This window comes from Neptunomonas japonica JAMM 1380, from assembly GCF_016592555.1.
In the GTDB taxonomy this organism is placed as follows: Bacteria; Pseudomonadota; Gammaproteobacteria; order Pseudomonadales; family Balneatricaceae; genus Neptunomonas; species Neptunomonas japonica_A.
Genome location: NZ_AP014546.1, coordinates 2838314 through 2854862 on the forward strand (window position 1 = coordinate 2838314; position 16549 = coordinate 2854862).

Annotated in this window: 11 protein-coding genes and 1 pseudogene; 5 read left to right on the forward strand and 7 right to left on the reverse strand. The window is 43.2% G+C overall.

Going from position 1 to position 16549, the window contains the following annotated elements:
• Window positions 1–5: 5 nt before the first annotated feature.
• Together NEJAP_RS13255 and NEJAP_RS13260 are read left to right on the forward strand one after the other, a co-directional pair.
• On the forward strand, window positions 6–3068 hold the full coding sequence (locus NEJAP_RS13255) for an efflux RND transporter permease subunit (RefSeq protein ID WP_201347692.1): 3063 nt from the start codon (window positions 6–8) through the stop codon (window positions 3066–3068).
• A gap of 11 nt (window positions 3069–3079) precedes the next feature.
• Complete coding sequence (locus tag NEJAP_RS13260) at window positions 3080–4381, forward strand: TolC family outer membrane protein (RefSeq protein WP_201347693.1); 1302 nt, start codon at window positions 3080–3082, stop codon at window positions 4379–4381.
• A gap of 106 nt (window positions 4382–4487) precedes the next feature.
• Here NEJAP_RS13260 and NEJAP_RS13265 read toward each other — a convergent pair whose 3' ends face one another.
• The 7 genes from NEJAP_RS13265 to NEJAP_RS13295 form a co-directional block, all read right to left on the reverse strand.
• Window positions 4488–5288 carry a hypothetical protein gene (locus NEJAP_RS13265; protein WP_201347694.1) on the reverse strand — a complete coding sequence of 267 codons (801 nt, stop codon included), beginning with the start codon at window positions 5286–5288 and terminating at the stop codon, window positions 4488–4490.
• A 112-nt stretch (window positions 5289–5400) separates the two neighbouring features.
• A complete protein-coding gene (locus NEJAP_RS13270) occupies window positions 5401–6045 on the reverse strand; it encodes a hypothetical protein (RefSeq protein WP_329610903.1) in 645 nt (214 codons plus the stop codon).
• Window positions 6045–6611, reverse strand: coding sequence for a dCTP deaminase (dcd, locus tag NEJAP_RS13275; protein WP_201347695.1), 567 nt, complete (start codon window positions 6609–6611; stop codon window positions 6045–6047). Before dcd ends, NEJAP_RS13270 begins: the two co-directional genes overlap by 1 nt.
• Before the next feature lie 114 nt (window positions 6612–6725).
• Window positions 6726–7565, reverse strand: a complete 840-nt coding sequence (gene apbC, locus NEJAP_RS13280) for an iron-sulfur cluster carrier protein ApbC (protein WP_201347696.1) — start codon at window positions 7563–7565, stop codon at window positions 6726–6728.
• A 194-nt stretch (window positions 7566–7759) separates the two neighbouring features.
• Window positions 7760–9022 (reverse strand): MFS transporter, encoded by a 1263-nt coding sequence (locus tag NEJAP_RS13285; protein WP_201347697.1) that lies wholly within the window; start codon window positions 9020–9022, stop codon window positions 7760–7762.
• Window positions 9023–9137: 115 nt separating this feature from the next.
• The gene (gene trmA, locus NEJAP_RS13290) at window positions 9138–10226 is read right to left on the reverse strand and encodes a tRNA (uridine(54)-C5)-methyltransferase TrmA (protein ID WP_201347698.1); all 1089 of its coding nucleotides are present in this window, start codon (window positions 10224–10226) and stop codon (window positions 9138–9140) included.
• A gap of 131 nt (window positions 10227–10357) precedes the next feature.
• Window positions 10358–11593, reverse strand: coding sequence for a response regulator (locus tag NEJAP_RS13295; RefSeq protein WP_201347699.1), 1236 nt, complete (start codon window positions 11591–11593; stop codon window positions 10358–10360).
• 162 nt (window positions 11594–11755) lie between these two features.
• Between NEJAP_RS13295 and metG the strand changes: the two genes are divergently transcribed.
• The 3 genes and pseudogenes from metG to NEJAP_RS13310 all read left to right on the forward strand — a co-directional run bounded on the left by metG (window position 11756) and on the right by NEJAP_RS13310 (window position 16540).
• Window positions 11756–13792 (forward strand): methionine--tRNA ligase, encoded by a 2037-nt coding sequence (gene metG, locus NEJAP_RS13300; protein WP_201347700.1) that lies wholly within the window; start codon window positions 11756–11758, stop codon window positions 13790–13792.
• A gap of 426 nt (window positions 13793–14218) precedes the next feature.
• Window positions 14219–15232: pseudogene (locus NEJAP_RS13305) on the forward strand (amino acid ABC transporter substrate-binding protein).
• A 105-nt stretch (window positions 15233–15337) separates the two neighbouring features.
• Window positions 15338–16540: an amino acid ABC transporter permease gene (locus NEJAP_RS13310; RefSeq protein ID WP_201347701.1), complete on the forward strand. Its 1203-nt coding sequence runs from the start codon at window positions 15338–15340 to the stop codon at window positions 16538–16540.
• The last annotated feature ends 9 nt before the right edge of the window (window positions 16541–16549 follow it).

The following is a 16549-nucleotide window of genomic DNA, read 5'->3' on the forward strand; positions in this document are numbered from 1 at the left end:
CGCTCATGGTTTTATCCGATATCAGTATAAAACGCCCGGTACTCGCAATGGTCATGAGCCTGATGCTGCTTTTAGTCGGCGTCATTTCTTATGACAAGCTTACCGTTCGTGAATACCCAAAAATTGATGTGCCTGTCATTACCGTAGAAACGAACTACTCCGGTGCCAGCGCCTCTATTATTGAAACTCAGGTCACACAAATTATTGAAGACTCTCTCTCAGGTATTGAGGGGATCGATTTTATGACGTCGATCAGCCGCTCACAAAAGAGCCAGATCACGATCAACTTTAAACTTGATCGTGATCCGGATGCCGCAGCCAGCGATGTACGCGACCGTGTCGGCCGAGTCCGTGGTGCACTACCTGATGATATAGACGAGCCCATCGTTGCTAAATCTGAAGCAGATGCACAGCCCATTATCTGGCTGGCATTTTCATCTGATCGTCACACACCAATGGAAGTATCCTCTTTCGCTGATAAGCGCGTCAAAGACCCCTTGCAAACTGTACCTGGTGTTGCCAGCATCCTTATTGCCGGTGAGCGTCGCTACTCTATGCGTGTTTGGCTGGATCCTGATCGCTTGACCTCTTATAGCATGACTCCGGTTGATGTTGAGTCAGCATTGCGAGCACAAAACCTTGAAGTACCCGCAGGTAGAATAGAAAGCGCTGAACGTGAGTTTAGCGTCCTAACTAACAGCGACTTAAATACGGTTGAGCAGTTCGAACAGGTTATCGTTCGCAATGATGCCAACTACCCCATTCGTATTCAAGATGTTGCGACTGTAGAAATCGCACCTGAATCAGAGCGTATTATCGGCCGTTACAATAGTAAAAATGCTGTTGCGATGGGTATCGTTAAGCAATCCACAGCCAATCCTTTAGATGTATCCAATGGCATTAAAGCTGAGATGGAGCGCATTAAGCAGATCTTGCCTGAAGGCATGCAAGTTAATGTCGCTTATGACTCATCTATCTTTATCCAAGCATCAATTGACTCCGTATTTACCACACTGATTGAAGCCGGCATTCTCGTTGTTATCGTTATATTTTTCTTCTTACGTAACTTACGCGCCACCTTAATTCCCGTAGTTACTATTCCACTCTCGTTAGTGGGTGCGTTTGCTGTCATGTATGTATTGGATTACTCCATCAATACACTTACATTACTAGCGATGGTGTTAGCTATAGGGCTAGTAGTGGATGATGCCATCGTCATGCTTGAGAACATTTTTCGGCATGTCGAAAATGGAATGTCGCCTGTTAAAGCGGCATTTGTGGGAAGCCGTGAAGTCGGGTTTGCCGTTATTGCTACTACATTAACATTGGTTGCTGTCTATGTACCCGTAGCACTCACCCCAGGAAGAACTGGAAAGCTATTTACTGAGTTTGCTTTAACCTTGGCCGGCGCCGTGCTCATATCCGGATTCATTGCTTTGACGCTTTCGCCCATGATGGGTTCAAAAATGCTTAAACATGAGAAAAAGCACTCATTCATCTTTAATTTTATTGAGCGGTTGCTCAACAACATTACTAATGGCTATCAAGCACTGCTTAACAAGTTATTACGTAACGGCTTTTTAGCCGCCATCATCATGGTAGCCAGCGCTTCAGGTGCTTGGTATTACTATGATTTATTACCCAAGGAACTCGCACCAGTAGAAGATCGCGGTACTATCATGTCATTTTCAATCAACCCTGATGGTGCATCTGTTGATTATGTAAACCGGTACTCCAAAGGTGTTGAAGGTATTATATCGACGGTACCAGAACACAACCGCTACTTCACCGTGGTTGGCTTTCCATCTGAAACTAACTCTCTTGCATTCCTTGGCTTAAAACCATGGGATGAACGCGAAAGGAAACAGCAAGATATCGCTGCAGAGCTTACCCCTAAACTGTTCGGTGGCGTTACCGGTAATATGTCATTTGCGATGAACTTACCCTCATTAGGACAGAGCATTATCTCTCGCCCTGTTGAGTTCATTATCAAATCCAATGGCACTTACGACGAATTGAAAGCCATCACAGACAAAGTGCTCGCCAAAGTTTATCAAAGCCCAATGTTTGTTCAGCCAGATACCGACCTGAAGCTTAACAAACCAGAGCTTCATATTGATATCGACCGTAATAAAGCGTCCGAAGTCGGGGTTCCAATTGAGCGTATAGGTCGCACGTTAGAAAGCTATATAGCGGGCCGTGATGTTACTCGCTTCAAAAAAGAAGGTGATCAGTACGATGTCATTGTGCAGGTTCAAAAACAGCAACGTGATAACCCTGCTGATTTATCAAACCTGTATGTACGCAGTGATCGAGGAGACATGATTCAGATGTCTAACCTGACAAGTGTCACTGAAACAGTAGCACCTCGGGAACTAAACCACTTTGATAAGGTGAAAGCCGTTAAACTACAAGCCATGCTAGCACCAGGCTTTAGTATTGGCGAAGCACTCGAATTCTTGGAAAAAACCTTACAGGAAGTAGCACCTGAAGCATCACAAGACTTTGGTGGACAATCACGAGAATTTAAAGATTCTAGTAATAGCCTACAGATGACTTTTGTATTAGCTCTTACTTTTATTTTCTTAGTGATGGCCGCTCAATTTGAAAGCTTTAGGAACCCATTCATTATTTTACTTTCAGTTCCACCCGCCATATTCGGCGCCCTCTTTGCTTTGTACTACACTGGAGGAAGCATGAGTATTTATAGCCAAATTGGTCTCATTACGTTGATTGGTTTGATCGCTAAACATGGTATTCTGATTGTTGAGTTTGCGAACCAACTTCAGGAACAAGGACACAATGTACGCGAAGCCATAATGGAAGCCGCCACATTGCGTTTACGCCCTATATTAATGACGACCGGCGCTACCGTTTTAGGTGCATTACCGTTAGCATGGGCCGTTGGTGCTGGTGCCGAATCTCGGCAACAGATCGGCTGGGTTATTGTCGGAGGAATGCTATTTGGCACCTTGATGACATTATTTGTTATCCCAACAGTTTATAGCTTCCTAGGGAAACGCGCCCCAAATACAACTGAACAAGCATACGCAGAAACGATACAGTAAGGATTAGCTCAATGAAATTTGTCTCATATGCCATTCGTGCAGCCATGTTTGCCAGCCTTTGCAGCTCAGCAACACTAGCAAATGCCGCTGCTCTAGAAGATATCTACTTAAAAGCACTGAGTAACGATGCTCAGTTAAAAGTTGCAGAAGCTACGTTTCGTGCGAATAAAGAAGCGCTTCCGCAAGCCCGTGCCGGATTGCTACCTAACATTAACGCAACAGCGAACACTAGCTATACGGATTCTGACCTAGCCTCTTTTAACAACCATGGTTACACCGTCAGCTTGGTTCAACCTGTTTTTTCTGCATCACGATGGTTTACTTACCAGCAAGGAAAAACACTGGATGAGCAGGCTCAATTACGTTTCGATCTAGCGCAACAAAACTTGATCCTTCAGTCCGTAGAAACATACCTAAATGTGCTGCGCGCCAAAAGCAACCTAGAAACTGCTGAATCCCAAGAGCGCGCCATTAAGCGTCGTCTTGATCAGGTCAACGCACAATTTGAAGTCGGGTTAATTGCCATTACTGACGTACACGAAGCTCAGGCATCTTATGATAATGCTCGTGTTAATCTGATCGAAGCTGAAGGCGCACTGGATAATAGCTACGAAGCGATAGAACGTCTGACAGGTGAAACCATCACTAGAACAGACCTGCTGAGCGAAGAATACCCTATCCAGGAGTTAGCGCCTGCTGCTCCAGAAGAGTGGCTGACAAAGGCACTTTCTAGCAATATATCGCTGAGAGTAGTCAAAGCTGATATTGATGTAAGTCGCAAGAGTGCACAAATAGCCAAAGCTGGCCATTACCCAACGCTGGATCTTAATGCCACCTACGATCGAGATAAAGGTACTGCCAACAGCAATAACTGGAATGACGGCCACGTTGTTGGTTTAACATTTAGCGTACCTCTTTACCAAGGTGGTGCAACAAGCTCACGTTCGCGCCAAGCTTACGCTCAATTGGATGCGGCCACCCAAACCTTTGACGATACAGCTCGTGGTGTTAAACAGTCGACACGCAGTCTGCTCCGTAACATTAAAACCAATGTACAGAGTGTTTACGCGCGCCAACAAAGCATCATTTCTAGCCAAGCAGCACTTGATGCTACTAGTGAAGGGTTTTCAGTTGGTACGCGTAACGTTGTTGATGTGTTAGCAGCAGAACAAGCACTCTATACAGCCAAACGAGACTATGCGACCGCACGGTTTGACTATGTTTTAAACCTATTCACCTTTAAGCAACAGGTAGGTACTCTCAACCCTGAAGATCTATCTGGCTTAGATAACTGGCTTATCATTGAAGGTTAAATTTAAAGACTAACTTCTGACTAGAGAAATACATTCTCTCACACAAAAAAAGCCCGCTATACCGGGCTTTTTTATATCTATAATGCGTTTATCATTAAAGCTAATGTCAGTGAATAACGGGGCTATCATCATCGCCTTCTGGCAAAATAATATGACCTGCGCCATCTCGCGCTAATGCTCCTTTACTTTCTGCTAGCTCTAACAGCTGATCCAGTAGAATATGCGTCAAGTGTCCACTGATGATAATCCCCGCGGGAGGGTCTCCCTCAAACAGCTCTTCATCAACCATATCGTCAGGCCTTAACCCTAGCAATAGAGGGTTCTCAGCGACTAGCGGCGCGATATCTTCAGGTGCAAAAATTGCGTAGTTACCTGATACCTGCAGTGCTAACTGATAAGCATCATGTACTTCGCTTTCCAACAGCTCCATAAACTCATTTTCTGCTGCCTGAAGCAACAAACTTAATCGGCTAGCACCTTTTTTAGTCAAGTTTTTCGTCGCGGTATCTGACTGGCTATAATCAGCCAAAACCTTATATTCACGATGAGGATTAAGCTCCGCCTCTTCGACTAAAATATGCCCTTCAGCATCTACATCTAACCACTTATTACTAACCGCTAACGCTAACAAGCTTTCTAAAGCCGCCATCACAATATTACTACTGATGATCGCCCCAACAGCCGGATTCTCTCTCTCGCTTGAGTCTGCAATCAGATCACTAGCGCGGGTCGCCAACAAGGTAGGGTCTTGTTCAACAATTTTCGCTAAAACGTCTGTTTCTAGATACAGCTTCTCATGACAAAGCTTTTCAGCGGCCAAAAATGGCTGCTTACGCTCGTTCGCATCCATTAGTTGCAGATATTCTTTTCGAATATTTTCAAGAATATCGCTCAGTATCTGGCTCATGTGGTTTTCTCAGAATAATAAACGTACATACTGTTATTGAAGCACAACAACGCCATGAAGTTTAGTGTGGCTTTCGCCGTGGTTAGTTTAATAATCTATCGCTGCAGAAAAATCAGTGGACGGTAATGCCAATCGGTGTGGCCGCATGCTTAAGCTGATCGAAGCCTTCTCGCAATTCTGATAAAGGCTTCAGGTGAAAGTCTACTGGATCAGTAGGCAATTCCAACCAATCCAATGACCAGACACGAGTCATAAGCTCATACTCACCAATCAACGCGTCTAGAAAGATCATGACAGCCTCAACTCTTGGATCTATATCCAGCATATAAGAAACATCATGCATATAGATACTCAGGTGGAGTTTATTCTCGATAGTGTGAAGCGAATACCAATAATCTGAAAGCTCACAAACTTCATCAGCAACATTGATATAATTTGGAATAGGGTCGTAACGGTGGTTGAACGCCGTAAAGCGAATGCCACTAAGATCAGGCGCAGCCCCGACAAGGCTTAATACTGAATGGATAGATTCAGGATAGCCATCACAGCCAAAAATCATCTCTACTGGCCCGTCATCCTCATCTCGTTCGAAATGAAATGTTAGGTTTTCATCAATTTTCTGCAATGTATCTCGATAGTCTGACAACAAACCATCCGCATCAAATTGATTATCTTGCCGACTACTCAACAATTGATCAATTGTCAGCTCTAACTGCTGCCAGAAATCTTGAATTCTTTTAATGTCTTGCTGCATCATCAAGTACGTGGCACTACGACACCAGTCTGGCCCTGATATTTACCACTGCGATCACGGTAAGATGTTTCACACACTTCATCAGCACCCAGAAATAACATTTGAGCGACGCCTTCATGTGCATAAATTTTTGCAGGAAGCGGCGTCGTGTTAGAGAATTCAAGTGTAACGTGACCTTCCCATTCAGGTTCCAGTGGTGTTACGTTTACAATGATACCGCAACGCGCATAGGTGCTCTTACCCAAACAAATAGTCAATACATCACGAGGAATCTTAAAATACTCAACAGTACGTGCTAACGCAAAAGAGTTCGGCGGAATGATACAAATATCCGAGTGCACATCAACAAAGCTGCCAGCATCAAAGTCTTTCGGATCAACAATCGTAGAGTTGATATTAGTAAAGACTTTAAACTCACTTGCACAACGAACATCATACCCATAGCTTGAAGTACCATAGGAGACAATAGGTCCGTTCTCAGTCGTGCGAACCTGATTAGACTCAAACGGAGAGATCATCTCGTGATCCTGCGCCATACGACGAATCCAGCTATCTGATTTAATGCCCATCACACCTTCCGCAAACTAAAAATTAAAAGCACGCAATTATAGTGTTTTTTATAAAAAAAACCGCATTTATCTAATAGAAAATGCGGTTTAGGTGATCAGGCTGTTATCAGTTGGCTAATCTTCAACAATATTGATCTGCGGTATTTTAGAAACACCATCAGCTTGGCTCTGTACTTTTGCCATCAATTTTTTTGCAACATCGCGATATATAAGAGAAACAGCACTTTCAGGCTCGGCTGCGACAGTAGGGGTACCTGAATCAGCCTGCTGACAAATTTCCATGGTTAATGGCAACGAGCCTAGCAATTCAGTATCGTAGTCACGCGCTATCCGCTGCCCACCTCCTGCACCAAATACATGCTCTTCATGCCCACACGCACTACAAATATGTGTACTCATGTTTTCAACAACACCCAATACAGGAATATTCACTTTATTGAACATTTCAATGCCCTTTTTCGCATCCAGCAAAGCAATATCCTGAGGCGTTGTAACAACAACAGCTCCATCTACAGCAATTTTTTGCGAAAGAGTTAACTGAATATCGCCCGTGCCTGGTGGCATGTCTATCAAGAGATAATCAAGATTTTCCCACTGCGTTTGCGTTATTAACTGCTGCAAAGCACCACTGGCCATTGGTCCACGCCACACCATCGGTGTATTCTCATCGATCAACAAGCTAATCGACATCGCCTGCAACCCATGAATAGAGACTGGCTTCATGGCGTTTTCGCCTATTGGCTGGGGCCGAGTCCCTGAAGGTATGCCGAGCATCATCCCTTGGCTTGGACCATAAATATCAGCATCCAAAACACCAACATTTTGACCTTCTGCCATCAAGGCTAAAGCTAGGTTTGCAGTCGTTGTTGACTTGCCTACGCCACCTTTTCCGGACGCTATAGCTATAACGTATTTAACCCCTGGCAAACCAGAAGCTTTTGCGGGTGCTTGCATTATTTTCTCCACTTGAAGACGACATCGCCGCCAATAACCTAGTATTACAGTTGGTTATTATGCATAGATTTTGATTGAATGCCAATGACCAACCAGCATTCACAATAGAACCAGACAACTACTAAGTTTTGTATAAAAGAGGCATTCTGCGCACTCCGAACACAGAGATATTTCATAACTAACTAAGAGCACTACTAAACAGTATTACGCTTCATCGATATTGTATGAAAAGCACCGACCATAGCGAGCACGCCAATAGCATATAACAACCACGTTTCATCCAGTTTTAATAATGAGAACATGACGGTCAGTACTAAACCACACAGCATGGAAATATTTTGAATGAAGTTGCTTCCTGCTAGTACCTTACCCATATTATCAACGGGTGCATGAAACTGGACCAAAGCATTTAAAGGTATCGTCATTAAAGCGCCGCTAATGCCGATCAACAAAAAAACAACGCTAGCCCATTGTAATGAACTCACCAAAGGTAAACTAAACACCCCAAGCATCACACCAACAGCACCTAAAGGAATCAGCCCTTGGTTAATACTATGTTTTGACCAGCGTCCCACTAGCAATGAACCAAACATTATACCGACACCCGCTAACGCCATCGCTCCTTGAATAACAAAAGTATTCTGCTCTGATAGCGCCTCTTCTGCAAAAGAGGGAAATACAGCAAGCATCACTTGACTGATTGTCCAAAAAATCGATAGGCCAAGAACAGACTTAAAAATCAACTTATGCTCAATAATGGCGTTCATGTTGCGCTTCAATAAAGCAGCTCGCCGATAAGCTAACCAATCAAACGCAAGCGAAGACTTCTCGTAAGGTGTAACGGGTAAGCGTTGCGCTAATCCAGCCTCCATTACTGTTGCCAACACTAAAGCCCAGCCTAATGGCGCTATATGCTGAAGAATAATGGCAGGATCTTCGCTGGTTACATATAAGTCAGTCAATAATATTTCAAAAAGTAATGAAAAAACCACAATACCTGACAATATAGCCACCATGGTTGCTGATTGTATCCATGCATTGCCTTTGGAGAGATTGTCTGTTCCGACTAACTCTCGAATAAAACCATATTTAGCCGGAGAATATAGCGCACTCTGCAAGGCTAAAAATAACGTCATAGTAAACGCTAATCCAAACCACCCCTGATAATAACTTAACGTAATAATGAGCGTGAGCATTACCGCTACCCGCGCAGACCAACGCATGACTATCGGCTTTGAAAATCGATCACTAATGAACCCTGCCGGAGAAAGCAATAGAATAAATGGCAATAAAATCAAACTATTAACAATCGCCGTTAAGATAATCTGCTCAGGTCCTTCATAAGACTTAAACAAGGTGTTCTGAACAATAATCTTATGGCCAAGGTCAACAAAAGCATTGATAAATGCGACACCTATAAATGCTAAAAAGCCTTTAACTCTTAAAAGTGCTAGCACACATGCTCCTACCTAAAAAAACCACTCACCTGAGAAGCCATTTATAAATGGTGAAGCACTTAGCAACAAAACCAAGCGCCCAAACCCACACTCAATATAAGCGCCTGAATCAATTTTATTTTCGTGTTAAGTAAACACCACACTCAAGATGGTGGGTATAAGGGAATTGATCAAATACAGCGAAACGTTCAATCTTATGAGTATTAGTGATCGACATTAGATTGTCATGCAGCGTGTCTGGATTACAGCTAATATAAACAATATTTTCATATTCAGTAATCTGCGCAACCGTTTCATCGTCGAGCCCTGAACGCGGCGGATCTACGAGGACTGTTGAAAACTCACACGTTTCTAATTCAAGCCCGTGCACTTTACGTGTTTCTTTTTTCCCTTGAAGCACTAACGTTAAGTCTTCTGAGGGCATTCTCAGCACATCCAGATTAGTTATTCCATTAGCTTCAATATTGTACTCAGCGGCCCGAACCGAGGTCTTAGATATTTCCGTTGCGACCACCCGTCTAAAGTTTTGAGCTAAAGGCAAAGTAAAATTACCGCTACCACAATAAAATTCAACTAAATCACCACCGGCATCTTTAGTCACATCCAAAGCCCAACGAATCATGTCTTTGCATACTTCCCCGTTAGGCTGTGTGAAGCTATTCTCGACCTGTTTAAATTCGTAAGTTCTGCCATTAATATTGAGATTTTCGATAACAAAATCACGCTCAACAATCAGCTTTTTCTTACGTGAACGGCCAACTATGTCAATATTAAACTGCTGACGAAGCCCTTGCACTTCCTCAGCCCAGCTATCATCAATTGGGCGGTGATATAGCAAACTAACTAACAGCTCACCAGATAAGGTGCTAAGAAAGTCAACTTGGAATAACTTAAAGCGTAACGAAGAGTTTGCGCGAATGACATCTAATAAATCAAACATCACTTCGTGAATGCGTGGAGCCACCATCGCACACTCATCAACACGAATAGGGTTACGATTATCACCTGGCTCAAACATCACATAATAGAGGTCATCTTCATCATGCCACACACGAAACTCCGCACGAAGTCGATAATGAGTTTTAGGTGATGCAAAAGTTTCTATATTGGGAAGTTCAAAAGCAGCAAAGCTATCGCGCACTCCTGCAACCTTTTCAGCCAATAATTCATCATAGCGTTCGGGCTGGATGTCAGATAGTGCCATTGAAAACCTCTAAACTTTAAAAATAGGAAGGTGAAAAATAAGAAGGCCGCATTTTATCAGCCATCACACCTAGGTCAATCGAAAAAAAAGAGGCTAAAAGCCTCTTTATTTATAGAAAGAAGAGATCAACGCTAATCAGACACTTTGACTGCGTACTCATTAGCCATCATTTCCCACTGACTCAAATGATTTTTCAAACCTAACCGCTCAACATACTTTAGCGCTAGCTGGCTCGACACAGAACAACCTATTCCATTACCAACGGAAGGTAACAAGGCATCAGCAATATGTACTGCCGTAAGGGGTTGGAAATCATTGGACGGGCTACTACCCGGAAAGTGATGAAACAATACAGCTTCAATCACCTTAGGCGGCAAATTCCATAAACCCAACATATATGCCCCCGCTTCTGCATGAGATACGCCGATATTCATTTTCTCAACCACATACAATGGCTGAGATAACTCGGTCGCTTTACTCATTACAATTCTATACTTCTCAGGGTCATGTGACGCCAAAACAATCATACCAAAATCGTGTAACAAGCCAGCAAGGAACGCCTGCCCTTGTAAATGACGATCAGCTTTAACCGAGCGACAAATATCTTGTGCGAACCGTGCGACTAACATTGAGCGACTGTGTATTTCAGAAAAAGAAAAACTCGTCCAGGCAGAGCTTTGCGGGAATGCTTCAAAAAGATGAGACGCTAAGGTCAAATCACGAATAAGCCGAACACCTAAGATAGTAACAGCTTCATTCAAACGATAGATTTGCCTTTCCAAACCAAAAAAAGCCGAGTTAACCAGCTGCAATACTTTGGCCGACATAACGGGATCACGCTCGACAATTTGAGCGATCTCACGAGCACTGGAGTGACCAGACATCAGCGCTCTATTTAAGGCTTCATATATATCAGGCAAAGATGGCAAACGTTCAATACGGCCGATAAAATCCCTAATCTCTGGTTTGTGAATCAGACCAGCAACTTTTAAAGCCTGCTCTACCGACAAAGAAAGTTGAACGTCAGTACAGTTTTCAGGTAATGAAGAGTGCGCAACTTCCGAAATACGGGCAGCAATAGTCGGAGATAAATTTCCCGATACTACTATACGTATTGAATTTGGACTTGCTTGGATAACCAGCATTAATGCAGCCAGCATCTGTTCAGGGTTATCAGACACCCCAACGATAATAATATCAAAATGCTGCTGCTGAATGCGCTCAAGCATTTTTTCAGCGGAATCTACACGACACACTGACCAATTATTAAGGTCAGCTACGGTATTGATGTCCTCATCCTTGAGCGAAGCTGAGCGACAGACCAATATATTTTTGTCATGCAGCGTAAGCTTCACTTTTGCATCCATATGCATAACCCCTTAACTCAATATTAACCACTTATTGGTATAAGGTTTAGTCAAGCATAAGGAAACTGTCCACTAATTTTATACAAATTAGGTTCATTAACCTCACTTAACACCGTAAACTATCCTTTTTATATTCACTCACGTAGCTACGTCTTTAAAATCATGCCAGATACTCAGCGAAAAATACTCGTTACAAGCGCCCTACCGTATGCCAACGGCCCTATTCATCTAGGCCATTTGGTTGAATATATTCAGACCGATATATGGGTACGATTCCAGAAACAACGCGGCCATAATTGCACGTATGTTTGTGCTGATGATGCGCACGGCACGCCCATTATGCTGAAAGCCGACCAGCTAGGCATTACCCCTGAAGAGCTAATCCAAAAAGTAAGCCAAGACCACCAAAAGGACTTTTCAGGTTTTATGGTGGGGTTTGATAATTACTATTCGACTCATTCAGAGGAAAATAAGCATTTTGCATCGCTGGTTTACACGCGACTACGTGATAAAGGTCATATATCTAAAAAGACCATCACACAAGCTTACGACCCTGAAAAAGAGATGTTTTTACCCGATCGCTTTGTAAAAGGCGACTGCCCTAAATGTGGCGCTCTTGATCAGTATGGTGACTCATGTGAAAAATGTGGTGCGACATATAGTCCGGTAGACCTAAAAAATGCTTACTCTGCTGTCTCTGGTGCTAAACCAATAGAAAAAGAGTCTGAACACTACTTTTTTAAACTCGGTGACTTTGAAGAGTTTCTACGCAACTGGGTTGATAAGCATGTTCAATCTCAGATGGTTCATAAACTGAATGAATGGTTTGAGTCTGGCTTACAAAATTGGGACATTTCCCGTGACGCTCCTTATTGGGGATTTGAAATTCCAGACGCACCCGGTAAGTATTTCTACGTTTGGTTAGATGCCCCTATTGGCTACATGGCTAGCTTCAAAAACTGGTGCGATAAAACAGGCGTAGAGTTCGATGAATACTGGGATGAAGCGTCAAACACCGAGCTGTATCACTTTATTGGTAAAGATATCGCTTACTTCCATACATTATTCTGGCCAGCCATGCTGGAAGGCGCGGGCTTTAAAAAGCCAGATGGAGTGTTCTGTCATGGCTTTTTGACCGTTGACGGCCAAAAGATGTCGAAGTCACGTGGCACCTTCATCATGGCGGAAACGTACCTTAACCACCTTCGCCCAGAATACCTTCGTTATTATTTTGCAGCCAAGCTTGGTTCAGGCATTGACGATATTGACCTAAACCTTGAAGACTTCCGCATGCGTGTTAATGCGGACTTAGTTAATAAGGTGGTCAACATAGCCTCTCGATGTGCTGGCTTTATTCACAAGAAATTTGACGGAAAACTTTCGGCAGAGCTTTCATCTCCCAAGCTCTACCAAGAAGCAGTCACTGCCGGCGACTCCATTGCTGATGCTTATGAGAAACGTGAATTCGGGCGAGCCATGCGTGAAATCATGGCGATCGCTGATAAAGCCAATCAATACATTGATACAGCTGAACCTTGGGTACTCGCCAAACAGGAAGACAAACAACAGGAGGTTCAAGACTGCTGTTCAATGGGTATCAACCTCTTCCGCGTTATCTGCACCTACTTAGCACCAGTACTTCCTCTGGTTACTGAGGATGTAAAAGCATTCCTAAACTTGGAGTCACTTGCTTGGGATACCGTCAAACAGCCACTAACCAATCATACTGTTAATAAATTCAAACCGCTGATGCAGCGTGTAGATGAAGATAAAATAGCGGCACTGATTGAAGATAGCCGTCAGACAATGGAAGCAACTGCTGCCATACAAGCCCCTATAGAATCATCACCGCTAAGTGATGACCCTATCAGCGATACAATTTCTTTTGACGACTTTGCAAAAGTTGATCTTCGAGTAGCACTGATAGCCAAAGCTGAGCACGTAGACGGTGCGAAGAAGCTACTGCGGCTGACACTTGATCTAGGTGGAGAGACCCGAAATGTCTTTGCTGGCATAAAATCAGCCTATTCACCTGAAGATCTACAAGGCAAGCTAACTGTTATGGTTGCCAACCTAGCACCTCGTAAAATGAAGTTTGGCATGTCTGAAGGCATGGTCTTAGCAGCAGGTCCTGGTGGCGAAGAGCTGTGGATTTTAGAGCCTCATGCAGGAGCTCAACCTGGTATGCGCATTAAATAGCTACCTAATACTCCAATAAAAAGGCCCATACGGGTCTTTTTTTTGCCTAAAGCCTTATTACTACACACTTTTAAACGACTTATTTATGCGCTAATCCAGTGCAGCGCACCTAATTTACTCACCCAAAAAGCCTCTATAAACAAATTCAAACACGCTTTCAGAACAAGTAAGCAATAACCCCTACGTAGTATAAGCGTTGTATTGAGTGTTCATTTTTGGAAATATAATTCACTAGATAAAACAAAAAGCCTCATGCGGGGAATTTATCAAATATCTACTACACTGAAATTGACAACAATAAAACCAACAATAATAAAAATAGGTACGGCCTTTGCATTATTCTCCAATGGGTGTTGCATCTAAACGCAGCACACCGCAGACCACTATAAAAATAACTTCCCTGATCCTAGGAGGATTACTCTAATGATGAAAACGAGTTTAATTACAGCAGCAATTCTTACAGTAAGCTTTGCTGGCCACGCTATGGCAGAAGGAACTTTAGATGCAGTTAAAGCCAGAGGTGTTGTTCAGTGTGGTGTTACCACTGGGCTAGCAGGCTTTTCTAATCCGGATGAAAAGGGTAACTAGAATGGTTTAGATGTTGACCTATGCCGTGCAGTTGCAGCAGCAGCGTTAGGTGATGCCAGTAAAGTTAAATTTATTCCTCTAACCGCTAAGGAACGCTTTACCGCTCTACAATCTGGTGAAATCGATGTTCTATCTCGTAACACTACGTGGACGCAGACTCGTGATACTCAACTAGGCCTTAACTTTGCCGGCGTGAATTACTATGACGGCCAAGGCTTTATGGTAGCTAAATCTCTAGGTGTAAAAAGTGCAAAAGAGCTTGATGGTGCAGCCTTCTGTATTCAGGCAGGCACGACAACAGAGCTAAACTTAGCTGATTATTTCCGCCAAAACGGTATGACATACTCTCCTGTTGTATTCGATACATCTGACCAGACGGCTAAAGGCTTCGATGCAGGACGTTGTGACGTCCTAACCTCTGACCAATCTCAGTTATATGCTATTCGTATCAAACTAGAAAAACCTGATGATGCAATGGTATTACCAGAAGTTATTTCAAAAGAGCCACTTGGCCCCGTTGTGCGTCAAGGTGATGACCAGTGGTTTAACGTTGTGAAATGGACTCACAATGCCATGCTAAACGCAGAAGAGCTGGGTATTACTTCAGCAAATGCGGATGAAATGATGAAGTCTTCAAATCCAAATGTACGTCGCCTACTTGGCCTTGAAGGACCAAAAGGAACAGGTCTTGGACTTAATGATGACTGGGCTTACCAAATTGTTAAGCAAGTAGGTAACTACGGAGAAGCATTTGACAACAATGTCGGCGCTAACTCACCACTGAAAGTAAGTCGCGGTATTAATGCACTGTGGACAAATGGTGGCTTACAGTACGCACCACCTATGCGTTAATCATTTTTAGTTGGCTATGGAACTCAGGTTCCATAGCCCTCTATAGTTGATTCCAGATAGGGGTTCTTTTTAAGACCCCTTTCTATCTGTTCCGTGGAGAATTCGATGTCGACACTTGATCGATCAAACCAAAAGAATTCTGCAACTCAACCAAGCAGTGGTCGTTTCTGGAACGACCCGGATAAACGCGCCCTGTTTTTCCAAGTATTACTTGTCTTGGGGCTTGCAGCCTTCTTCCTCTATATTATAAACAATACGCTAAGCAACCTTGAGCAACGCGGTATTACTACGGGCTTTGCTTTCCTAGATGTGGAAGCAGGTTTCGGTATTTTACAATCTCTCATTCCTTATACTGAAACAGACAGTTATGGTCGTACTTTCTTAGTTGGCTTGTTAAACACTGTTCTAGTATCTGTAATGGGTATCATTGCCGCCACACTCTTAGGTTTTTTCTTAGGTGTGGGTCGTCTATCAAAAAATTGGCTAGTTTCAAAAATTTGTACTGTCTATATTGAAATTTTTCGTAATATCCCTCTATTACTACAAATATTTTTCTGGTACTTCGCTGTTCTTCGAACACTACCCAGCCCAAGGCAAAGTATTGAGTTCCTTGGAAGCTTTATTAACGTTCGCGGTATCTATATGCCTGAACCCGTCGGAACTGATGGGTTTAATTATGTATGGATAGCCTTTTTCTTAGGCATAGTGGCCACATGGCTACTTAAACGCTGGGCAGATAAACGCCAAGACGATACTGGACAGGATTTTCCTACTTTATATGCAGGTTTAGGGCTTATCTTAGGCTTACCTTTTGTTGTGTTCCTTATTATGGGAATGCCATTAGAGATTGATCAACCAGCACTTAAAGGCTTTAATTTTGTAGGTGGCATGGTATTGATTCCCGAGCTAATGGCTTTGTGGTTGGCACTCACAATTTACACAGCGGCTTTTATCGCAGAAATAGTGCGTGGTGGTATTCTTTCTGTGCCAAACGGCCAGTTAGAAGCGGCAAGTGCTTTAGGCCTTCCTCGCGGAAGAACATTAAGATTTATTATTCTTCCTCAAGCATTGCGCGTCATAATACCCCCACTTACTAGCCAATACCTTAACCTCACAAAAAACTCATCTCTAGCAACCGCTATTGGTTACCCTGATCTGGTATCAGTATTTGCAGGCACAACACTGAACCAAACGGGACAAGCCATTGAGGTTATTTTCATGACCATGGCCGTATACCTGACGTTAAGCATTCTGACGTCAATATTTATGAACTGGTATAACAGCCGTAAAGCTTTGATTGAGCGATAGGTGGAGAGA